Below are 21,396 nucleotides of genomic sequence, written 5' to 3'. Positions count from 1 at the left end.
CGCTGTTTGCCCCACTTCAGCGCTTTTGTCGCACCGCATTTGCGCATCGTCAAAAACCCGGATATCTGCGCTTCAGCACCACCAAAGCGGGCCGATAGCAGGGGTAATCAAGCCCCTCTGTGACCCTCCCATGCCCCCTCTGTTCCTTCCCGCCGAGCGCCTGATGGCGCGCCTGAATATCCGCCGCAAGCTGGCATTGATTGCCGTGCTGTTCCTGGTGCCGCTGGTCGGCGCGCTGTCCGTGGCGCTGCGCGACGCGGCGCAGGCGCGCAGCACCACCAGCCATGAAATCCGCGGGCTGGCGGTGGTCGGGCACGCGCTCGACTTCATGCGCGAGACCCAGGTCCGGCGCGGCGCCGCGCATGCGGTGCTGTCGGGCAATGCCGCCTTCCGCGCCACCTTCGACCAGGCCGACGAAAAGGCGGCGGCCAGCCTCACCGCACTGTCGCGCAGCATTGCGCAGAATCCCGACTTTGAACTCGCGGCCGGCATGCGCCAGCTGGAGCAGGACTGGCAGCAATTGCGCGGGCCTGGCCTGGACACCACGGCGGGGCCGCTGTTCGAGCGCCACAGCGCGCTGGTGCGGCAGACGCAGGCGTTTATCGCCGATGTTGCCGAACGCTCGCATCTGACGCTGGACAGCGAGGCCGGCTCGTACTACCTGGTCAGCCTGCTGACGGGACCGATGCCGCAACTGGCCGAACAGAGCGCGCTGGCGCGCGGCCGCGGCGCCGGCATCATTGCGCAGGGCGGCTATGCCGATGCCGCGCAGCAGGCGGGACTGGGCGCGCTGGCCGAACAGATCCGTGCCGGGCTGGACACGATACGGCGCGATATCGCGCGGCTCGGCAAGGCCGCACCCGCTTACCGCGCGCGCATCGATGCCGCGCTGGCACGGCTGGACGCGATGGACCGTTTCCATCGCACGCTGCAGGTGCGCATGCTGGGTGCGGCCGGCATCGACATCGAGGCCAGGGCGTATTTCGACGAAGCCACCGCCGCGATCGAAGGCGTGGCCGAAGCCAGCCGCGAATTCGCCGCGATCGCCGCCGGGATGCTGGCCCAGCGCGCCGCGGCGCAGGGCCGGCAGATCGCGTGGCTGGCCGGCATTGCGCTGGTGACGGTGGGCGCCGCGTTCTACCTGTTTATCGGCTTCAGCCGCGCCATGCGCGCCGACGTGCGCGAGGTCGCCGCGATGGTCGCGCGCATCAATGCCGGCGACCTGACCGCGGAACTTGCGGTGCGCGGGCGCGACGAGCTCAGCGAAATCAAGCGGCATCTGCTGGCGCTGGCGGCCGGCTGGCGCACGCTGATCGGCGACACCAAGGCCGGCGCGCACAACGTGCTGGCCGCGGCGGGCGAGATCGCGCAGGGCAATATCGACCTGTCGCAGCGCACCGAGCAGCAGGCGTCGTCGCTGGAGCAGACCGCGGCCAGCATGGAGCAGCTGACCGCGACGGTGCAGCAGAATGCCGGCAATGCCGCGCAGGCGAGCGCGCTGGCGCGCGAAGCCTCGGCCGCGGCGCGCGCCGGCGGCGACGCGGTCGGGCGCATGCAGCAGACCATGCAGGCGATCGACGCCGACTCGAAGCGCATCGCCGACATCATCGCGGTGATCGACGGCATTGCCTTCCAGACCAATATCCTGGCGCTGAACGCGGCGGTGGAAGCGGCGCGCGCCGGCGCGGCCGGCCGCGGCTTTGCGGTGGTGGCCAGCGAAGTGCGCGGGCTGGCGCAGCGCGCCGGCGCCTCGGCCAAGGAGATCCGCATGCTGATCTCGCAATCCGGCGAGCGCGTGGCCGCGGGCAATACGCTGGCGCTGGACGTTGCCGCGACCATGGCCGGCACCGTCGCCGCCATCGGCCGGGTCACGGCGATGATGGACGAGATCAGCCAGGCCTCGCGCGAGCAGAGCAGCGGCATCGGCCAGGTCAACCAGGCGGTGGCGCAGATGGATCAGGTCACGCAGCAGAACGCCGCGCTGGTGGAACAGGCCGCGGCCGCGGCGCAGTCGTTGCGGGAGCAGGCGCTGCAGATGCAGCGGGCGGTGGCGGTGTTCCGCACCGACGCGCAGGCGGACTGATGCCGCCGGCGCGGGCTCAGCGCCGCAGCAGCCAGATCACCACCGAAATCACCACCGACACCAGGATGCAGGTCGTGACCGGCAGGTAGAAGCTGAAGCCGTCGCGGACGATATGGATGTCGCCGGGCAGGCGGCCAAGGCGGTCGAACGGCAGTTTCGACAGCCAGGGCCACGCGGCGCCGGCGGCAAGCAGCACGGCGCCCAGGATGAGGAGCAGGCGTTGCATTGGTTGGGGATCGTGAGGCCAGTCTTGAGGCATTTGACCGGCGTGTTGGCGCGTAGATTCCGACCGGACGGGAGCGCCGGCTGCCTGGGCCCCGACAGTTCAGAGGGTTCGGCGAATGTAAATTGAGAGCTGGCGCGTTGAGTATGAAATTTCGTTATCTATATCAATGCGTCCGCCGGAAAGTTGCAGCACCACAAGGAAAACCTGCAATAAAGCATCAACCGATGGCTTGAAGGGCAGGCAAAGAGAGGGAGCGCCGCCAAATTCTTGGCAATTCTCGATTTCCGCAGCTCCACGTTTCTGCCGGGGTTAACGCTAATTCTGAGCCCCGATCCCCGTTGCCTAAGATGCGTTCAATTAGAGAACCAAGGTTCGCTATTAGAACAATCGTGGCGCCCGGTAGCGCCTGCAAGCCGACGCACCGGGCAACCCAAGGCAGACGGAGACAACAGTGCCTCAATCCCTCCCACCCAACGCTGGCATCGCCGACGTCCAGGCCCTGATCGACGGCCAGCGATTCACTGGCTACCAGTGGCTCATCCTTGTGCTGTGCTTCCTGGTGGTTGCGGTCGACGGTTTCGATACCGCCGCGGTCGGGTATATCGCGCCGGCGCTGGTGCAGGAGTGGGGCATCGAGAAATCGGCCCTCGGTCCCGTCATGAGCGCGGCGCTGTTCGGCCTGGCCTTCGGCGCGATCTTTGCGGGCCCGATGGCCGACCGCATCGGCCGCAAGAAGGTGCTGGTGCTGTCGGTCTTCTTCTTTGGCGCCTGCAGCCTGGCCACGGCCTTTGCGCCCACGCTGGGCTGGCTGACCGCGCTGCGCTTCCTGACCGGCCTGGGCCTGGGCGCCGCCATGCCCAATGCCGTGACGCTGACCGCCGAGTTCGCGCCGCAACGCCGCCGCGCGGTGCTGGTGAACACCATGTTCTGCGGCTTTCCGCTCGGCTCCGCCGCCGGCGGCTTTGTCGCCGCCGCGATGATCCCGCATTTCGGCTGGCACAGCGTGCTGCTGCTCGGCGGCATCGCGCCGCTTGCGCTCGCACTGCTGCTGGTGGTGCTGCTGCCCGAGTCGGTGCGCTACATGGTGGTGCGCAACTATCCGGCCGACCAGATCCGCCGGCTGCTGCGGCGCGTGACGGGCGCGGATGCGGCCGGCGCGCATACCTTCATCATCGGCGAACCGGCGCCCGCGGCCCGCTCCGCCATCGGCACCGTGCTGGCGCCCGGCTATCGGCTGGGTTCGGCGATGCTGTGGTGTACCTACTTCATGGGGCTGGTCATCTTCTATCTGCTGACGAGCTGGATGCCCACGCTGATGAAGGACGCCGGCTTCTCGATCCGCCATGCGTCAATCCTGACGGCGCTGTTCCCGCTCGGCGGCGGTATCGGCACCATCGCCGCCGGCTGGTTCATGGACCGCTTCAATCCGAACAAGGTCATTGCCATCACCTACGCCGCCACCGGCGTGCTGATCTACGCCGTGGGCCACGGCACCGGCAGCCAGGTGCTGCTGGGCGTGCTGATCTTTCTGGCCGGCACCGCGATGAACGGCGCGCAGTCGTCGATGCCTTCGCTGGCCGCGGCGTTCTACCCGACGCAGGGCCGGGCCACCGGGGTGGCGTGGATGCTTGGCATCGGCCGCTTCGGCGGCATTGCCGGGGCCTTGCTCGGTGCCGAACTGCTGCGGCTGCATCTCGGCTTCGACACCATCTTTACGCTGCTCGCGGTGCCGGCATTGCTGGCCGCCGGCGCGCTGGTGGTCAAGCATGTCAGCGGCACTCGCGCGCCGGATGCCGACGCCGCCGGCAGCGCAGGCGTGGCGGCTCACTGAGCGCCAAGCGGCCGGGCCGCGGCGCGGATGCAGTCGGCCAGCGCTTCGGCCATCGGGCTGAGCGCGCGGTCGCCGTGCCGCAGCAAGCCGATCGGTTCCTCGGTGCCCTGGGTATCGAGCGGCAGCAGCACCAGTTCATCCTCGGCCGCCGCGCGCTGCACCGCGGACAGCGGCGCCGCCCACACGCAGTCGCTGTGGCGGGCCAGCAGCCGGCCGAGGTAGGCATCCGACGATTCCACGCATCCGCCCGGCAGGGGCAGGCCGTGGCGGGCCAGCAGGCTTTCGGTGTTGTGGCGGGGGATCGAGCCCGCTGCCGGAATCACCAGGGGCCATGCCATCACGTCGAGCAAGGTGGGCCGCGAGACGGCGGCGAGCGGATGTCCGGGACGTACCGCCAGTGCCAGCGAGTCCGGGCCCAGCGATTCGAACCACAGGCTCTCCATCGCCACCGGGTCATCCATCCGGCCAATCACAAGATCCAGCACGTCGGCCTTGAGCTGGTCGATCAGGCTGCGGTTCATGCCAGTCTGGACCGCAAGCCCGACCTCGGGATGCGCGGCGCGAAAGCGCAGCAGGGCATCGGTCAGCACCGCGGGCACCACACTGGGCAGGGCCCCCAGCCGGATGCGCTCCTGCGGCTGCGCCTGCTCGCCGGCCATGCTGTCGGCCGCGGCGTCGATATCGGCAAGAATGCGCAGCGCGTGGCGCAGGAAGCGCGTGCCGGCGGTGGTCAGCTCGGTGCCCGCGCGCTGGCGCACCAGCAGGCGCGTGCCGGTCAGATCCTCGAGCTCGCTCAGGGTCTTGGACACCGCGGGCTGCGTCAGCCCCAGCCGCTCGGCGGCGCGGCCCAGGTGCTGGGTCTGAGACACCGCCACGAAGCAATAGAGATGCCGCAGCCGCACGCGGTTGCGGAAGATCTCGAGCGCGGGCGCGGCGGTGGCTTTCATGAATGAGGGTTATCGTAAATCCAGGAAAACGCAATTTACATGATTTCCTGTGCCGGACACTCGCTTCGCCGCGATGGGCCAGGCGGACAAGCCAGCATGGTCCGCTCCCTCAGCGCACCGCGAACGCCGGCAGCCGCGCGCGCCCCGATTGGCGGAACGCCGTGGGCGCCTGCCCTACCAGCCGGGCGAAGAAGCGCGAGAAATACGCCGCATCGGCGAACCCGAGCGACAGCGCGATGTGCTTGATTTCGAGGTCGCTGAAGAGCAGGTCGCGCTGCGCCTCGGCGAGCACGCGCGCGTGGATCAGCTGCAGGGCGGACTGCCCTGAGGCGTGGCGGCAGACGCGGTTGAGCTGCGTGGGCGTGATGCCGATCGCGCCGGCGTAGTAGCCGATCTCCTTGTGCTCGCGGTAGTCCGATTCCAGCAGTTGCTGGAAGTGCTGGAAGTGCCGCGCCGGGCGGCTGCTGCTGCGCGCGGCGGCCGGCTGGTCGGCATTGGCCAGCCGCGCGATGCCGGTCAGCACCAGCGTCAGCAGCGCCGACAGCGAGGCCCCGCGCCAGGCCGACACGGCTTCCATTTCCCCGCGGAACAGCGCCAGCGCACCCGCCAGCGCATGGCCGCGCCGCACGCGGTCATGGCGCGGGTGTTCGAACAGCGGCAGCGCATCCGGCACGCCCGCCAGCAGCGTGCGCAGGTGGCTGTCGGTCATGGTGACGACCATGCCGTCGGTGTCCGGCGTAAACACGAAGCCGTGGATGTGCCGCGGCGGCATCGTCACCAGCGAGCCGCTGCGCAGCGGCTCGCGGCGCTCTTCGAGCAGGGCTTCGCCGCCGCCCGCGTGGATGTACAGAATTTGCAGGAAGCGCTCATGCCGGTGGGGTTTGATCTCCCACCCGTGCAGGCGGCTGCGCGCGGCAATCGACTCGAAATGCAGCTGGTCCGACAGCGGCTCGGACGAATTCACGCCGTACAGGGAGTAGCTCGGGACAGGTCTCACGGGGGGGCATCAGTGTTTACCAGCAATGTTCCGATTGTCCTGTCATTGGTTCGGTCTGTCCATTCCGTGGCGGGCGTGCCGCAACTATCGTTAGCGCCAGAAGATCAATACGGACAAGGAGACAAAACATGCGCACCCAGGTTGCCATCATCGGCGCCGGCCCCGCCGGCCTGCTGCTCGGCCAGTTGCTGGCCAGGTCGGGCATCGACAACATCATCGTCGAGCAACGCAGCCCGGAATACGTGCTGGGGCGCATCCGCGCCGGCATTCTCGAGAGCGTGACCGTCGATGCGCTGGAACGTGCGGGCGTGGCGGCGCGGCTGCATCAGGAAGGGCTGGTGCACGACGGCATCGCGCTGTCGTTCGATGGCCAGCGGCATCGCATCGACCTGCATGCGCTGGTGGGCCGCAGCGTGACCGTCTACGGCCAGACCGAGGTCACGCGCGACCTGATGGCGGCACGGCAGGACGCGGGCATCGCCACCGTCTACGACGCGCAGGAAGTCAGCCTGCATGACTTCGATGGCGCAAGGCCGGTGGTCCGCTACCGCAAGGACGGCGTGGCGCACGAGATCCACTGCGACTACATTGCCGGCTGCGACGGCTTCCACGGTGTCAGCCGCCAGAGCGTGCCGCGCGCCGCCACGCAGATCTTCGAGCGCGTCTATCCGTTCGGCTGGCTCGGCATGCTGTCGGACACGCCGCCGGTGGCGGATGAACTGGTCTACGCCAGCCACGAACGCGGCTTTGCGCTGTGCAGCATGCGCTCGCGCACGCGCAGCCGCTACTACGTACAGGTGCCGTCGAGCGAGCGGGTGGAGGACTGGTCCGATGAACGCTTCTGGGACGAACTGCGCCGCCGCCTCGATCCGCAGTCGGCGCAGTCGCTGGTGACGGGGCCGGGCATCGAGAAAAGCATCGCGCCGCTGCGCAGCTTTGTGTGCGAGCCGATGCGCTTCGGCAACCTGTTCCTGGCCGGCGATGCCGCGCATATCGTGCCGCCCACCGGCGCCAAGGGGCTCAACCTGGCCGCCAGCGACGTGCTGACCCTGGCCGACGGGCTGATTGCCGCGTACCGCCATGACGACCAGCGCGAGCTGGACGCCTACTCGGCGCGCTGCCTGCGCCGCATCTGGAAGGCCGAGCGCTTTTCATGGTGGCTGACTGCGCTGATGCATCGTTTCCCGGATGCGGATCCGTTCTCGCTGCGCATGCAGCGTGCCGAGCTCGATTACCTGGTGGGGTCGGAGGCGGCGTGCCGGGTGCTGGCGGAGAACTACGTGGGGTTGCCTTACTGACAGCGCCAAGCCGCAGCCACCGCCGCCAGCAAAGGCTGCCTCTCCCGCAGGCTGGGAGAGGGGAGCAAACCGGCAGCGCGCCGGCGCTGCTAAGCGGCCAGCGAGTCCGCCCCCGTAGCCATCGCCTCCACTGTGGCCAGCGTGTCCGCCACCACCCCGCCGACCAGCACCACCGCCGGGCTCGCCAGCCCGGCCGCGAGCGCTTCGGCGAGCGTGCCGAGCGAGCCGGTCCAGCTGCGTGCCTGCTCGCTGCCGGCATGCATCACCACCGCCGCCGGCGTGCCGGCCGCCATGCCGGCGGCGAGCAGGCCGTCGCGGATCGCGGCGATGCGGCTCATGCCCATGTAGATCACCAGCGTGGTGCCGCCACGCACCAGCGCGTGCCAGTCTGGCGAGCCGTGTTCGCTGGTGTGCCCGGTGACGAAGGTCACGCCGTGGCAGTGGGCGCGATGCGTCAGCGCAATGCCCAGCGCCTGCGCCGCGGCCATGCCGCTGCTGATGCCGTTGACGATCTCGACCTGCAGCCCGTGGCTGCGCAGGAACGCGGCTTCTTCGCCGCCGCGCCCGAACAGCAGCGGATCGCCGCCCTTGACGCGCGCCACCGCGCGGCCGGCCAGCGCATGCTGCAGCGTCAGCTGCTGGATGCGCTGCTGGCTCACCGAGCAGCGCCCGCCGCGCTTGCCGACCCACTCCACATGGGTGCCCGGGCTGGCATAGCCGGCCATCTCGGGCGATACCAGGTCATCGACCAGCCAGACCTCGGCCGCGGCCAGCGCGCGCATGGCGCGTACCGTGACCAGGTCCGGGCTGCCGGGGCCGACGCCGACCAGCCAGACCTTGCCGGGCTTCAGCGGTGCTTGCATGTTGGACTCCTGCAAAGGGATCGCGCCACGCGCTTAGCGGGATCGCGCCACGCGCTCAGCGGGATCGCGCCACGCGCTCAGCGGGATCGCGCCACGCGCTCAGTGGCTGGTGCCCGCCGAGCGCGTGGTCTTGTTGAAGACGTTGTACTTGCCGATGGGCTTGTCCATCGGGATGCGCTTTACTTCCTGCAGCGTGGCGGCGTCGTAGACCACGATCGCGCCGTCGCGCTCCATCAGGCTGACCAGCGCATAGCGCCCGTCGCGCGTGAATTCCACATGCGCGGCGGTGCGGCCGGGGCTGGGCGTAACGCTGCCGGCGACCTGCAGGGTCTGCTTGTCGATCACCTGCAGCGTATCGCGCCGCGGGCTCATCATGGCATCGGCCCAGGCATAGCGGCTGTTCTCGTGGCTGCGCAGGAAGAAGCCGGGGCCGTTGGTCGGTACGGTCGCGACGGTGTGCCAGTCGTGCATGTCGATCACCGTGATGCGCCCCTGGCCGAGGTCGGGCGACGCCATCACTTCATGCCCGTGCCGTTGCCAGGTGATGCCGCTGCCGAGATGAGGCATGCCGCCAAGCGCCAGCGACGCCACCTTGCGGCGCTGGTCGAGGTCGATCACCTGCCCGCCGCCGCTGCGCGATGCGCCGAGGATGTGGCGGTAGGGCTGGTCGAAGAAGAAGTCGTCGAGCACATCGTCCAGCACGATCGCACGCGGCGCCAGCGATGCCAGGGGTTCGCCGGCGGCGTCGGCATACGGGATCTCCCAGACCTCGGCAATGTCCTTCAGCGCCGCGATAAAGCTGTGGCGCGGCGCGGCGTCGTAGACCGCCGATACCCGCGAGGCATCGCCATTGCGGCCCCTGACATCGATCACCCGCGCCAGCGACAGGTCGTCGGCACGCAGCAGCACCAGCGTGCGCGGCAGCGTGTTGCCGGCCAGCACCCAGCGCCCGTCATCGCTGACGGCCACGTTGCGCGTGTTGATGCCGACGCGGATCTCGGCGACATAGGCCAGGTTCCACAGGTCGTACTTGCTGACCCAGCCGTCGCGGCTGGCCATGTAGACATAGCGGCCGTCGCGGCTGAACTTGGGCCCGCCGTGCAAGGCGAAGCGCGTGGCAAAGCGATGGATCGGCGCCAGCCGGTCGCCGTCGAGCACGGTCATGTGATGGCTGCCGGCCTCGACCACCACGAACAGGTTCTGCGGGTCGGCGCTGAAGACAGGGCGCGCCGGCAGCGTGCCGGGCGCGTGCGTGACGACGTGGCTGGCGCGGATCGCGTCGTTGCTCCACTGCGGCGCATCGGCGGGCGCCGAACGCAGCCAGCGCGCCAGCGCCTGCAGTTCCGGCGCCGCCAGCGTGGCGCCGAAGGCCGGCATCTGCGTCGCCGCGCGGCCGTCGCGCAGCACGGTATCGAGTTCGCTGGCGCGCAGGCGCTCGAGGCTCTCGGGCAGCAGCGCGGGGCCCATGCCGCCGAGGCGGTCGGCGCCGTGGCAGGCGGCGCAGTGCTGGCTGTAGAGTGCAGCCGGGTCGGCGGCGGTTGCGGCTTGCGCGATGCAGGCGAGCACCAGCATGCCCAGCCATCGGATCAGTGCCGTCATGCCGCGACCTCCGCGCCAGGCGCGTGCGCGATCTCGGCATCGCTCAGGTAGCAGCCCGGGTCTTCGGCCCACGCGTTGCCGGTCAGCGCAAACGCGCGCACGCGCGTGTTGCCGTTGCAGATGGCGCGGTGCGCGCAGCCCGCGCAGCGCCCCTGCAGCGGGCGCGGCGTGCTGGCCAGGCCCGCCATCAGCGGCTCGGCGCGGTCGGCCCAGATCTCGCCGAACGGTCGCTCGCGCACATTGCCCAGCGTCACGTGCCACCACATCGTATCGGGGTGGACGTTGCCGAGGTTGTCGATATTGGCCACGCCGACGCCGGTGGCGTTGCCGCCCCAGCGCTCCAGACGCTGGCGCATGTCGGCGATGCGGTGCGGGAAGCGCTGTGCGATCCAGTACAGCAGGTACACCCCGTCCGCATCGTTGTTGCCGGTGACGAAGTCGCCCGCATGTCCCTGGCGCGCGCGTTGCCAGACATGGTCGAACAGCCAGTCCAGCGCGGCGCGGGTGCGGGCGTGGCGGGCGTCGTCGGCGCGGTGGCTGCGCGCGCGGCCGGCATAGTTGAAGTGGGACAGGTAGAACTTGTCGATGCCTTCGCGCTCGGCCAGCGCCACCAGCTCGGGCAGTTGTGCCGCGTTGGCTTCGGTCAGCGTCATGCGCACGCCCACGCGCAGCCCGGCCGCGCGCGCCGTGCGCAAGCCCGCGAGCGCCTGCGCGAAGGCGCCGTCGCTGCGGCGGAAGCGGTCGTGCGTAGCGGGCAGGCCGTCGAGGCTGACGCCGACGTAGTCGAAGCCCGCCGCCGCCAGCCGCGCCGCGTGGCCGGCATCGAGCAGCGTGCCGTTGGACGACAGCGACAGGTGGAAGCCGAGCGCGCGTGCGTGCGCGGCAATCTCGTACAGGTCGGGGCGCAGCAGCGGCTCGCCGCCGGACAGGATCAGCGCCGGCACGCGCGCGTCGCGCAGCTGGCCCAGCACGTCCAGCGCTGCGGCGGTATCGAGCTCGCCCTTGAAGTCGGTGTCGGCCGAGGTGGCGTAGCAGTGGCGGCAGTTCAGGTTGCAGCGGCGGATCAGGTTCCAGATCACCACCGGGCCGGCGGGCTGGCGCGGCGGCGGCACCGGGCCGTCATCGCGCAGGGCTTCCATGAAGCGGGACAGGCGGAACATATGTGGGGGCTTCCGATCGGTTCTTTCAGTCAGGTGTGGCGGACTCGCCGGGTTCGGGCAGCCGCAGCCCGGTCTTCTTCAGTACGCGGGTGGACCACAGCACGTCGTGCGCGCGGCAGGCGTCGCCCAGCAGTGCCGCGATCGCGGCGACCTGCGGCGCGGCCGCTTCGCGCGAGCGCGCGTGGACCATCGCGAACAGGTTGTAGGGCCAGTGCGGCAGGCGGCGCGGACGCCGGTAGCAATGGCTGACGAACGGCAGCGCGCCGACGCGCGCGCCGAGCGCATCGATACGGGCATCGTCGACGTCCCACACCGTCATGCCGTTGGCGCGCCAGCCGATCCGGTAGTGGTTGGGCACGGCGGCGATGCGGCGCAGCACGCCGCGCGCCTGCATCGCCGCCAGGCGCGCGATCACTTCCGCCTCGGTCAGGCCCAGTTCCGCGGCGACCGCGGCGTACGGCGCCGATACCAGCGGCAGGCCGGCCTGGGTGGCGCGGATCAGCGCCAGGTCGGTGGGATCGGCAGCGTCGGGAGGGTGCGGCATCAGGCGGGCAGATAGAGGTTGACGAAGAACTCGCGTTCCTTGGGAAACGGCAACACCTCGACCCCGGCCGCCGCGGCGATGCGCGCCAGCGCCGGCGCGACCTGTTCCGGCCGCGCCACCGCCACCACGAACCACAGGTTCAGGTGGTGGGTGCGCGCGTAGTGGTGCGCGACCTCCGGGTGGGCGTTGATGGCGGCGATGACGGCTTCCAGCCGCGCTGCCGGCGCATGGCAGGCGCACAGCACGAAGCGCCCGCCCGCGCGCTCGACCTGGTACAACGGGCCGAAGCGCGTCAGCACGCCGGCGGCCAGCAGTGCACGCAGCCGTTCCAGCAGCACGGCCTCGGTGATGCCGAGCGCCGCGGCCGCTTCGGCGTACGGATGCGGCACCAGTGGCAGGCCGCGCTGCAGGGTGTTGATGATGCGGCGGTCGAGCGCATCGAGCGGTTCGACAGCATCGATGGCGTCGCAGGACGCGGCGGCGCCGTTCATGCCGGCACCTCGGTGGCATAGCGCGTGCCGCGCTGCTTGTAGCAATGCGTGCCGACCAGCACCGAGCCCGGCACCTGCTCCAGGCCGGCGGCGGCGCGGACCTGCGCCAGTGCGGCCTGCAGGTCTTGCGCGCTGCGGGCATGGATCATCGCGAACAGGTTGTAGGGCCAGTCCGGCAGCCGGCGCTCGCGGCGGTAGCACAGCGTCACGCGCGGCTGCCGCGCCAGGCGCATGCCGATGGCGTCGACGCGGCCGTCCGGCACATCCCACACGCACATGGCGTTGTGGCGGTAGCCGAAGCGCCCGTGGCGCAGCACCACCCCCAGGCGCCGGATCACGCCTTGCGCCGACCATTGCGCCAGCCGCTCGAGCACCTGCGGCACGGCCAGTCGCGCCTGCCGGGCCAGCGCATGGAAGGGGCGCGGCGTCAGCGGCAGCCCGGCTTCCAGCGCCGCGACCAGGCGCCAGTCATCGTCGTCCAGCGCCACCGCGGCGGCCAGCGCCGCCAGCCCGGCGGGCCGGCGCGGGCGGGTGCCGTGCGGCCGTGCCAGCGGAAAGCCCAGGTCGATGTGGTACTCGCGCGCCATCGGCAGATCAAGCGGCGCCAGCCCGGTGAGGTCGCCGATCGACGCCAGCGTGGCATCGAGCATGCCGCGCTCGCGCGCGCCGGCGACAAACCACAGGTTGTACCGATGGCCGCTGCGCGCGTAGTTGTGGCTGACCGCCGCGCAGGCGCTGACGCGCGCCGCCACGCGATCGAGCTGCGCCGGCGGCACCGACAAGGCGCCCAGGGTGCTGACGCCGATCACGTTGGGCGCGAACACGGCGCCGACGCGGCTGATGCGCCCGGTGCCGAGATCGCGCGCCAGCAGGGTCAGCAGCGCGTGCTCGCACAGGCCCGCTTTCGCGGCCAGCGCCTGGTAGGGCCGCGGCTGCAGCGGGAAGCCGCGCTGCAGCTGGTCATAGAGATTTTGCTCGTTGATCATGGCGCGCCCTACATGCCAAAGCGCTGCGCGCGTGCGGTGAAGAAGATGCCGCTGGGGTTGTCCGCAGGCAGCGTGGCCACGCGTGCCAGCGTGGCGGTGTCGTAGATCTCGACGCGGTTGTCGTCGCGGCAGGACAGCCACAGCGCCTCGCCCTTGGGCGTGAACTCCATGTGCAGCACGCCGCGGCAGGGGCGCAGCGTGCGCACCACCTTGCGCGTGGCGGTGTCGATCACCTGCACGGTGTCGTTGTGCGGAAAGGCGAAGTTGACCCAGACCTGGCGCCCGTCGGGCCGCGCCATGGCGAACACCGGCTGGCCCGCCAGCGCCACGCGCGCCGCCTCGCGCCAGCCGTTGGCGGGATCGGCCACCAGCACTTCATGGCGGCCGATCGCCGGCAGCCACGCCATGCCCTGCGCCATGGCCCAGCCGCGCAGGTGCGGCATCTTGTAGACCGGCAGCGGCGCATTCCCGCGGCCATAGCCGGACAGGATGCGGCGCGCCTGCGGCGGTGCCTGCCACAGGTCGACCAGCGCCAGGCCGTCTTCGCCGAACAGGCCGGCCAGGTACCAGCGGCCGTCGGGCGTGACCAGCCCGTCGTAGGGCTCGCGCCCGGCGGGCAGTCGCGTCACCTGCGGGTGGCGCGGGTCATTGGCGTCGATGATCCAGATTTCGCCGGATTCGAACAGGCTCGCGGCAAAGCGCCGGCCGGGCAGGTCGGCCAGCCCGACCACCTTGGCGCGGCGCCCGTCGCTGCCGATCGCCGGCAGCTCTGCCAGCGGCGCCAGCGTCTGCGCGTCGAACAGCCGGATGCCGCCCGGCGCATAGTTCTGCGCGGCCACCACGCGGCCGTCCTGCGAGATCGCGCCGCCGATGCTGTTGCCGGCCTGCAGCACACGGTGGGTGATGCGGGCGCCAAGCAGGTCCACGCGCGTCAGGCCGCCGTCGCGGCCGAACACGTAGGCGTAGCGCGCATCGCGCGAGAACACCACGCTGGCATGGGACAGGTCGCCCAGCCCTTCGACCGTGGCGAGGCGCGTCATGCCGGTGGTCTCGACGATCTGCAGCCGGCCCGCGGCACGCTCCACCACCACGCCGAGGTCACCGGTGCCGCGCACGGTGGCGGCGCAACCGGCGGCGAGCACGGCGATACATACGGCAGCGAGCGCAGTGCATGCCGCCGCGCCCAGCCCGCGCATCAGTTGCCTTGCGGCGTGACGGCCGGCGGCTGGCCGGCCTGCAGTCGATCGATCAGCCATCGGGCTTCATCCTGCGTCATGAAAGGTTGCCACGGCGGCATCGCCGTGCCGGGCCGGCCGTACAGCACGGTGGCGACGAGGCCGTCAGGCGGCTTGCCTGCCAGGCTGGCAGGCGTCAGCGGCGGGCCCAGCCCGCCGCGCAAGGTCATGCCGTGGCAGGCGCCGCAGTCATCGCGCAGCCAGTGCGCCAGTTGCGCCCGGCGCGCCGGCGCGGGCGGGTCCGCGGATGCGAGCGCGCTTGCGCAGGCTGTGGCGGCCAGCAACGCGACCGCGGCGCGGTGCCATGCAATACGGTTCAGAGGGAGAGAATCCATTTGGCCAGCGTGTTGGCGTCGGCCGCGCTGACCGCGTTGGCCGGCATCGGCACCGGCCCCCAGCGGCCGCTGCTGCCTTTCAGGATGGACTGGACCATCTGCGCCTGCGCGTCTTTGCGGCCGGTGTACTTGGCCTTGATGTCCTGGAAGGCGGGGCCGACCATTTTCTTGTCGATGGCATGGCAGGCCAGGCAGGCCTTGCTCGATGCCAGCGCCTGGCTGGCGTGGGCCGGCATGGCGGTGCCGATTGCCAGCACGCAGCCGATCGCTGCCAGCAGCGCAGGCAGCGCGGGTAGTGTTCGCATGATGCATTTCTCCATGGAAGGAACGCGGGGGCCTGGCAGGCCTCGCCGCGCCGGGGCGCGGCGAGGTTCCTGGCGCAAAACGACACGGGCTCAGTAGACGTCGTGCTGCGTGTTGTAGGCGTTGAACTTGCCGGTCGGCGTGACCAGGCGCTTGTCCTTGATCACGGTCTTGAGCGTGCGGGTTTTGTCGTCGACCACCACCAGCGCGGATTCACCATCCTTGGTGCCCCACACCGAGAACCAGACCTCGTCGCCGGCCTTGTTGTATTCGGCCTGCACCACGCGCTTGGCGCCGCTGCCCTTCAGGTCGGCCCACTCGGCGATGGGCAGCACCTTGAAGCCGGCGTCGAGGTTGCGCGTGTCGAATACCGCGACCGACTGGTTGAGCTTGGCATCCGGGTTCAGCGGCGTATCGACCCACAGGTTGGACGACTTGGGATGGGTCTTGATGAAGAGCGAGCCGCCGCCCTGGCCCTTGACCGTCTGCACCACTTTCCACGCCTGCGCGGGGTGGCCGGCGGGGTCGGTGCCGATCAGGCTGATGGTCTCGTCGCCCAGGTGGCTGGTGGCCCAGACCGGGCCGAACTGCGGATGCGTGAAGTTGGCGCCGCGGCCCGGGTGCGGGGTCTTGCCGACGTTGACCAGTGCAGCGAGCTTGTCTTCCTTGGTGTCGACCACGGCGATCTTGTCCGAGGCGTTGGCGGCGACCAGGAAGTAGCGCCCGGTTGAATCGAAGCCGCCGTCATGCAGGAACTTGGCCGAGTCGATGGTGGTGGTCTTCAGGTTGGCCAGGTCCGAGTAGTTGACCATCAGGATCTTGCCGGTCTCCTTGGCGTTGATCACGAACTCGGGATGGAAATGGCTGGCCACGATCGACGCCACGCGCGGCTCGGGGTGGTATTCGTTGTCCACGGTCATGCCGCGCGTGGATACCACCTTGAGCGGCTTGAGCGTGTCGCCCTCCATGATCACGTACTGCGGCGGCCAGTACGAGCCGGCCACCGCGTACTTGTCCTCATAGCCCTTGTACTTGGAGGTCTCGACCGAGCGCGCTTCCATGCCGATCTTCACCTCGGCGACGATATCGGGCTTGGGCAGCCACAGGTCGATCAGGTCCAGCCGCGCGTCGCGGCCGATGACGTACAGGTAGCGCCCGGACGCCGACATGCGCGAGATATGCACCGCATAGCCGGTCTTGACGATATTGATGATCTGCTTGCTGTCGCCGTCGATCAGCGCGACCTCGCCGGCGTCGCGCAGCGTGACCGAGAACAGGTTGTCCAGGTTGTACTGGTTCATCTTCTGCGTCGGGCGCTTCGCCACCGGCACGATATCCTTGCGGCTTTTCTCGATATCGGCGAGCGAGAACTCGGGCGGCGTCGGCGGGTCGAGCTGGATGTAGCGCGCCATCAGGTCGACTTCCTTGTCGGTAAGGTCGCCCGAGGTGCCCCAGTTGGGCATGCCGGCGGGGCTGCCGTACTTGATGAAGGTCTTCAGGTACTCGGTGCCGCGCGCGCGGGTGATGTCGGGGGTCAGCGCCTTGCCGGTGGCGCCCTTGCGCAGCACGCCGTGGCAGCCGGCGCAGCGTTCGAAGTAGATCTGCCGCGCGTGGTCGAATTCGGCGGTGGTGAGCTTGGGGATCGCCTTCTGTTCTGCCTTGGATTCAGCCTTCTGAGCGGCCTTGGCGGTGTTGGTGGCTGCCTGGGGGAATCCCAGCCAGAGCGAGAGCGGCAGTGCCGCGAGTGCGGGGTGAAGCCATTTTCTTGCTTTCATGGTGCCGTGGTTCAGCGGGTTGTGGAAAGCTGTGTCGAGGTGCTTGTGGGGGGCGCGAACGGGGCACCAGGCGCTTGCAACGATGATGCGGACACACTGCGAGAAGGGGATTGACTGGCATCAAACGGGCCGGATGTCAGGCAAGGGATTCAGCGAAGCACAGCGAAGAAAGCGATGCCATGGCGCGCTCGGCAGCGCGCGCATGGCATGGCATGACAACTGGCGCTGGCAGCGCCGCTAGTCCTTGATCAACAGCACCGGGCAGTGCGCATGGGCCAGGACCCGCCGCGCCACCGATCCGACGATGGCATCGACAAAGCCGCCGCGGCCGTGCGAGCCCATCACGATCAGGCTGGCGCCGGTCTCGCGCGCATACTCGACGATCCGGGACGGCGCGAAGCCGGTGAAGCCATGGCGCTCGAACGCGATCCCGGCTTCGCCGAGGATGGCCGCCACCGAACCCATCGCCTTGTCGTTCTGCTCGCGATGCCACTGGTCGAGCGTGGCGCGGTCGATGAAGGTCTTGATATCGCCGGGCACATCGGGCTCGCAGTGCACCACGTGCACGACGAAGTCGCGGCTCAGCAGCGGGCTTTGCGCCAGGAAGCGCGCGGCCGCGTCGCTATAGGACGACCCGTCGGTCGCCAGCAGGATCTTGTTCATGGCTAGCTCCTTATGTGCGCCGGTTGCCGGCTTCGCGCCCGCGCGGTGTGCCGCCGGGGCCCGGCTGGTCGCCCGCGGCGGCGGCTCGCCTGGTCCTGGCCTGGCTGAGCAGCACCGCGATGAACAGCGTCATCGCGACCGCCCCCAGCGACCAGTGCACCGGTACGTGGAACCACGGCTCGGCCAGCATCTTGGCGCCGATGAAGGCGAGCACGACGGCGAGGCCGTATTTCAGGTAGTGGAAATGCGCCGCCAGGTTGGCAAGCAGGAAATACAGGGCGCGCAGCCCCATGATCGCGAAGATGTTCGAGGTGAAGACGATGAAGGGATCGGTGGTCACGGCAAAGATGGCCGGGATGCTGTCGACGGCAAACACCAGGTCGGTGGCCTCGACCAGCAGCACCACGACGAACATCGGGGTTGCGTAGCGCAGGCCGCCGATGCGAACGAAGAAGTGTTCGCCGTGGTAGTCCGAGGTGATGCGCATATGGGTGCACAGGAAGCGGACGATGGGATTGCGCCCGAGGTCGGACGGATGCCGCGACATGAACAGCATCTTGATGCCGGTGATCACCAGAAACACGCCGAACACGTAAAGGATCCAGGCGAACTGGCTGATCAGCCATACCCCCATCAGGATCATCGCGGCGCGCATCAGGATCGCGCCCAGCACGCCGAGCAGCAGCACGCGGCGCTGCAATTCCGGCGGCACGGCGAAGTAGCTGAAGATCATCGCGAACACGAACATGTTGTCGATCGACAGCGACAGCTCGATCAGGTAGCCGGTATAGAACTCCAGCACCTTGCGATAGGCCGCGTCGTGGCCGGCGTCGTTTGCCACCACCCACCAGAGCGCGACGCCGAACAGCGCCGCCAGCGTCATCCAGGTGAGGGTCCAGCCGAGCGCCTCGCGCGTGGAAACGCGGTGCGCATGCCGTCCGCCCAGGACGAAGATGTCGACGAACAGGGTGCCCAGCACCAGCAGCAGGAATCCGGCCCACATCGGAGCGGTGGCAAAGGTGTCCATTGCCTCAGGATGAGACGGAGGTTGAATCGGCCGGTGGCTGGCGTCCGGTCCGGCCGGCAGGGATCATGGCAGCCGCCGCGCGAGGCCGGGCCGCGCAGGCTGGGCCTTCACGCGCGGTGCATCGCGCGGTGCATCGCGCAGTGCATCGCGCAGTGCATCAGATTCGCCGCAGTAGTGCAGGATCTCCGCGCGGGCCGCGTTGCGCAGCCGCATGGCCGCGCGCCAGTCCTGTCCTTCCGGGGCCAGCGGCCGGCCGATGACCACGCTGACCGGGCCGCGGCGCGGCAGCCACTGGCCGTCGCGCAGCACCGAGCGGGTGCCCCGCAGCGCGACCGGCACCACCGGCGCGCCGGCCCGGGCGGCGGCGACGAAGGCGCCCGAGCGGAACCGCTGCAGCCCGGGCTCGCGGCCGAAGGTGCCTTCCGGGAACAGCAGCGCGGAGCGGCCGTCGCGCAGCGCCGCGACCAGCCGTTCGATGGCCTCGGATTCGCGCACATGGTCGAAGCGGTCGACAAAGTCGGCCCCGATGCTCGACAGGTAGGCGCCCGGGATGCGCTGCGCTTGCAGCTCCTGCTTGGCCACCACGCATACCGGCATCGGCAGCGCCGCGACCAGCATCAGGCCGTCGAGGTAGCTGGCATGGTTCGATACCAGCACGCAGGCGCGCTGGCGTGGCAGGCACTCCAGCCCCTGCACCCGCCATGGCACCGCGGCCAGCCGCAGCAGCAGCCGGGCGGCGTGGTGGCTGAGGGACCAGCCCATGGCAGGGCGGTGCATCGCCACCGAAGCCAGGCACGTCACCGGCGCCATCGCGGCGAACAGTAGCCAGGCGTACAAGGCGTAGGACAGCCCGGCGGCGGCATGACGGCCGCGCCGCAGCTGCGGCAGCAGTGCCTGCCAGCCGAAGTGCGCAAGCTGCAGCCACGGCGCGGCCTGCGCCAGGCCGCTGCCGCCATGCTGGAAGCGCTCGCGGCAGGCGGCGCGCCGGATCTTGCCGCTCGACGTCTTCAGGATGGTGTGCGGCGGCACCAGCACGACATGGTCCGGCGGCAAGCCGAGCACATCGAGCGCGGTCTTCAACACCTGCCGTTGCAGCGCGCGGCGCGCCGGCTCGTCGGTGGCGGCGGTCTCGGCCATCACCACGATATGCTCGGTGCCGCTGTCAGGATCGGGGCAGCCGAACACCGCCACGCAGCCCTTGCGGATGCCGGGGATGGCGCCGATGGCCTGCTCCACTTCGTAGGGATAGAGGTTGCGGCCGCCGCGGACGATGGTCTCCTTGGCGCGCCCGGTGATGAAGAGCTCGCCGCCGGCAAGATAGGCGTAGTCGCCGGTGTTGAGCCAGCCCCGGTCAAACAGCTGGCGCGTCTGTTCCGGGTTGCGGAAATATCCGCCGGTGGCCGATGGCCCGCGGAACTGCAGCAGGCCCTCCTGCCGTTCGGGCAGTTCGCGGCCGCTGGCGTCGATGATGCGGAGGTCGTGGCCGGGCAGCGGCCGGCCGCATGATGGGATCTCCATCACGTCCCGCTCGTCCGCTACAGCGGATCCCTCCGTTGCGGCGGGAACGGCGCGCGCTGTGCGCGCGAATGCGGCGCGGTCGATGCGGTCGGCGGCCAGCTCGCGTCCCGGCGGCGGGAAGGTCAGGCCCACCGAGGCTTCCGCCAGCCCATAGACCGGCGCCGCGGCCTGCGCGCGCAGGCCGTGACGGGCGAAGCGCGCCGTGAACCTGCGCATCGTCTGCAGGCTGACCGGCTCGGCGCCGTTGAAGGCGAAGCGCCAGCTCGACAGGTCCAGCCCCGACAGGTCGGCGTGGGCCAGCTTGTGCAGGCACAGCTCATAGGCAAAGTTCGGCCCGCCCGACAGCGTGCCCCGGTACTGGTGGATCGCCCACAGCCAGCGCTCCGGCCGCGCCAGGAACGTGAGCGGCGACATCGCCACCAGCGGAAACGCGTAGTACAGGCTGCCGAGCCAGGCGCCGATCAGGCCCATGTCGTGATACAGCGGCAGCCAGCTGACAAAGACATCGCGCGAGTCGACCGACAGTGCCGTGCCCATCGCGCGCAGGTTGGCCAGCAGGTTGGCATGCGTCAGCACCACGCCCTTGGGCGAGCCGGTGCTGCCGGAGGTGTACTGCAGCAGCGCGATGTCGTGCGCGCGCAGCATCGCATGGACCGGCGCCGCGGCGGCGTCCTCTACCTCCGCGGGCGTCAGCACGCTCTGCAGCGTGCCGGTGCCGGCCTTGAGCAGCGCGGCCAGCGGCCGGGCCTCGGCCACCGTGATCAGGATCGGCGCCTGCGCGTTGGCCAGGATGCCGGCGTGGCGCTGCAGGTGGTCGCCGATCTGCGCGAGCCGCGCTGGCGGATAGAGCGGCACGGGGATCCCGCCGGCCATCAGGATGCCGGCAAAGCAGTAGAAATATTCCGCGCAGGTGGGCAGCATCAGTGCCACGGTGGTGCCGGCGCGCACGCCGCGCGCGGCCAGGCCGGCGGCCACGGCACCGGCGCGGCGGTGAAGTTGCGCAAAGGTGATCGGCACATCTTCGCCGTCGCCGCTGTGCAGGACGATGTGGGTGCGGTCGGGATGGCGGTGCAGGTGCCAGCGCAGCACCTCGGTGAGCGTGGCGGCGCCATCGGGCGCCTGCGCCGCAGCGTCGGCCGGTGCCGCGCTGGCCCGCCGCGCGGGCGAGGCCTCGGCGCCGGGCGGCAGGTCGCGGGCGGCGAGCACGGCGCGCAGCAGCGCGCGCGGGGTGTCGGCCTGGGCCAGCACCTGCTCCGGCAGGCTGACGCCGAAGCGCTGTTCGATGCGGGTCAGCAGTTCGGCGCGCGTCAGGCTGTCGAAGCCGAGCTCGGCCTCGAGCGCGCTGTCCATCGACGGTGCCGCCGCTGCGCCCGCTTCCGACTGCGGCCGCATAGCGGTAGACATCTCCCCCACGATGCCGAGCAAGGCATCCTCGTAGTTCTGCCGCGGGGGTGAGTCCTCGTTCATTCGCTTGGGGCCGGGTCCGGGGCTGGCGGGGGGCTGCTGCTTGCCGCA

General features: G+C 70.1%; 19 protein-coding genes. 3 read left to right on the top strand and 16 right to left on the bottom strand.

Annotation, left to right across the window (positions count from 1 at the left end; genetic code table 11):
- Window positions 1-130 precede the first annotated feature (130 nt).
- On the top strand, window positions 131-2,083 hold the full coding sequence (locus A2G96_RS29600; protein WP_062803689.1) for a methyl-accepting chemotaxis protein: 1,953 nt from the start codon (window positions 131-133) through the stop codon (window positions 2,081-2,083).
- A 16-nt stretch (window positions 2,084-2,099) separates the two neighbouring features.
- On the opposite strand, the gene A2G96_RS29595 is transcribed toward A2G96_RS29600, so the two are convergent.
- The gene (locus tag A2G96_RS29595; protein ID WP_062803688.1) at window positions 2,100-2,309 is read right to left on the bottom strand and encodes a DUF2905 domain-containing protein; all 210 of its coding nucleotides are present in this window, start codon (window positions 2,307-2,309) and stop codon (window positions 2,100-2,102) included.
- Between the two features lie 451 nt (window positions 2,310-2,760).
- Here A2G96_RS29595 and A2G96_RS29590 point away from each other — a divergent pair, with 451 nt between their 5' ends.
- The gene (locus tag A2G96_RS29590; RefSeq protein ID WP_062803687.1) at window positions 2,761-4,140 is read left to right on the top strand and encodes an MFS transporter; all 1,380 of its coding nucleotides are present in this window, start codon (window positions 2,761-2,763) and stop codon (window positions 4,138-4,140) included.
- Here the strand turns inward: A2G96_RS29590 and A2G96_RS29585 are convergent.
- The gene (locus A2G96_RS29585) at window positions 4,134-5,087 is read right to left on the bottom strand and encodes a LysR substrate-binding domain-containing protein (protein ID WP_062803686.1); all 954 of its coding nucleotides are present in this window, start codon (window positions 5,085-5,087) and stop codon (window positions 4,134-4,136) included. The two genes, A2G96_RS29590 and A2G96_RS29585, sit on opposite strands and share 7 nt — an antisense overlap.
- 109 nt (window positions 5,088-5,196) lie before the next feature.
- Window positions 5,197-6,084, bottom strand: a complete 888-nt coding sequence (locus tag A2G96_RS29580; RefSeq protein ID WP_062803685.1) for a helix-turn-helix domain-containing protein — start codon at window positions 6,082-6,084, stop codon at window positions 5,197-5,199.
- A gap of 128 nt (window positions 6,085-6,212) precedes the next feature.
- On the opposite strand from A2G96_RS29580, the gene pobA reads away from it, so the two are divergent.
- Window positions 6,213-7,382: a 4-hydroxybenzoate 3-monooxygenase gene (gene pobA, locus A2G96_RS29575; protein WP_062803684.1), complete on the top strand. Its 1,170-nt coding sequence runs from the start codon at window positions 6,213-6,215 to the stop codon at window positions 7,380-7,382.
- Window positions 7,383-7,471: 89 nt separating this feature from the next.
- Here the strand turns inward: pobA and cobA are convergent, their stop codons facing one another.
- The 13 genes from cobA to A2G96_RS29510 all read right to left on the bottom strand — a co-directional run bounded on the left by cobA (window position 7,472) and on the right by A2G96_RS29510 (window position 21,348).
- Window positions 7,472-8,245 carry a uroporphyrinogen-III C-methyltransferase gene (cobA, locus tag A2G96_RS29570; protein WP_062803683.1) on the bottom strand — a complete coding sequence of 258 codons (774 nt, stop codon included), beginning with the start codon at window positions 8,243-8,245 and terminating at the stop codon, window positions 7,472-7,474.
- A 99-nt stretch (window positions 8,246-8,344) separates the two neighbouring features.
- Window positions 8,345-9,844 (bottom strand): nitrite reductase, encoded by a 1,500-nt coding sequence (locus A2G96_RS29565; protein ID WP_062803682.1) that lies wholly within the window; start codon window positions 9,842-9,844, stop codon window positions 8,345-8,347.
- The gene (gene nirJ / locus A2G96_RS29560) at window positions 9,841-11,004 is read right to left on the bottom strand and encodes a heme d1 biosynthesis radical SAM protein NirJ (protein ID WP_062803681.1); all 1,164 of its coding nucleotides are present in this window, start codon (window positions 11,002-11,004) and stop codon (window positions 9,841-9,843) included. Before nirJ ends, A2G96_RS29565 begins: the two co-directional genes overlap by 4 nt.
- A gap of 25 nt (window positions 11,005-11,029) precedes the next feature.
- Window positions 11,030-11,548, bottom strand: coding sequence for a siroheme decarboxylase subunit beta (gene ahbB, locus A2G96_RS29555; protein ID WP_062803680.1), 519 nt, complete (start codon window positions 11,546-11,548; stop codon window positions 11,030-11,032).
- Window positions 11,548-12,039: an Lrp/AsnC family transcriptional regulator gene (locus tag A2G96_RS29550; protein ID WP_062803679.1), complete on the bottom strand. Its 492-nt coding sequence runs from the start codon at window positions 12,037-12,039 to the stop codon at window positions 11,548-11,550. The genes ahbB (A2G96_RS29555) and A2G96_RS29550 overlap by 1 nt, the downstream gene beginning before the upstream one ends.
- Window positions 12,036-13,025 carry a siroheme decarboxylase subunit beta gene (ahbB, locus tag A2G96_RS29545; RefSeq protein ID WP_062803678.1) on the bottom strand — a complete coding sequence of 330 codons (990 nt, stop codon included), beginning with the start codon at window positions 13,023-13,025 and terminating at the stop codon, window positions 12,036-12,038. The genes A2G96_RS29550 and ahbB (A2G96_RS29545) overlap by 4 nt, the downstream gene beginning before the upstream one ends.
- Before the next feature lie 8 nt (window positions 13,026-13,033).
- Window positions 13,034-14,221, bottom strand: coding sequence for a cytochrome D1 domain-containing protein (locus A2G96_RS29540; RefSeq protein ID WP_062803677.1), 1,188 nt, complete (start codon window positions 14,219-14,221; stop codon window positions 13,034-13,036).
- Entirely contained in the window at window positions 14,221-14,595 is a 375-nt protein-coding gene (locus A2G96_RS29535) for a c-type cytochrome (RefSeq protein ID WP_062803676.1), read from the bottom strand. The genes A2G96_RS29540 and A2G96_RS29535 overlap by 1 nt, the downstream gene beginning before the upstream one ends.
- Window positions 14,577-14,900 carry a c-type cytochrome gene (locus A2G96_RS29530; protein ID WP_062803675.1) on the bottom strand — a complete coding sequence of 108 codons (324 nt, stop codon included), beginning with the start codon at window positions 14,898-14,900 and terminating at the stop codon, window positions 14,577-14,579. The genes A2G96_RS29535 and A2G96_RS29530 overlap by 19 nt, the downstream gene beginning before the upstream one ends.
- 90 nt (window positions 14,901-14,990) lie before the next feature.
- A complete protein-coding gene (locus tag A2G96_RS29525) occupies window positions 14,991-16,673 on the bottom strand; it encodes a nitrite reductase (protein ID WP_062803674.1) in 1,683 nt (560 codons plus the stop codon).
- Between the two features lie 237 nt (window positions 16,674-16,910).
- Window positions 16,911-17,336 (bottom strand): universal stress protein, encoded by a 426-nt coding sequence (locus tag A2G96_RS29520; protein ID WP_062803673.1) that lies wholly within the window; start codon window positions 17,334-17,336, stop codon window positions 16,911-16,913.
- Between the two features lie 10 nt (window positions 17,337-17,346).
- Window positions 17,347-18,363 (bottom strand): TerC family protein, encoded by a 1,017-nt coding sequence (locus A2G96_RS29515; protein ID WP_062803672.1) that lies wholly within the window; start codon window positions 18,361-18,363, stop codon window positions 17,347-17,349.
- A 63-nt stretch (window positions 18,364-18,426) separates the two neighbouring features.
- A complete protein-coding gene (locus A2G96_RS29510) occupies window positions 18,427-21,348 on the bottom strand; it encodes an AMP-binding protein (protein ID WP_062803671.1) in 2,922 nt (973 codons plus the stop codon).
- Window positions 21,349-21,396: the final 48 nt, after the last annotated feature.

This window comes from Cupriavidus nantongensis (assembly GCF_001598055.1).
Taxonomy (GTDB): Bacteria; Pseudomonadota; Gammaproteobacteria; order Burkholderiales; family Burkholderiaceae; genus Cupriavidus; species Cupriavidus nantongensis.
Note: the sequence above shows the minus strand (reverse complement) of the source record. Positions and strands in the feature narration are given on the sequence as shown.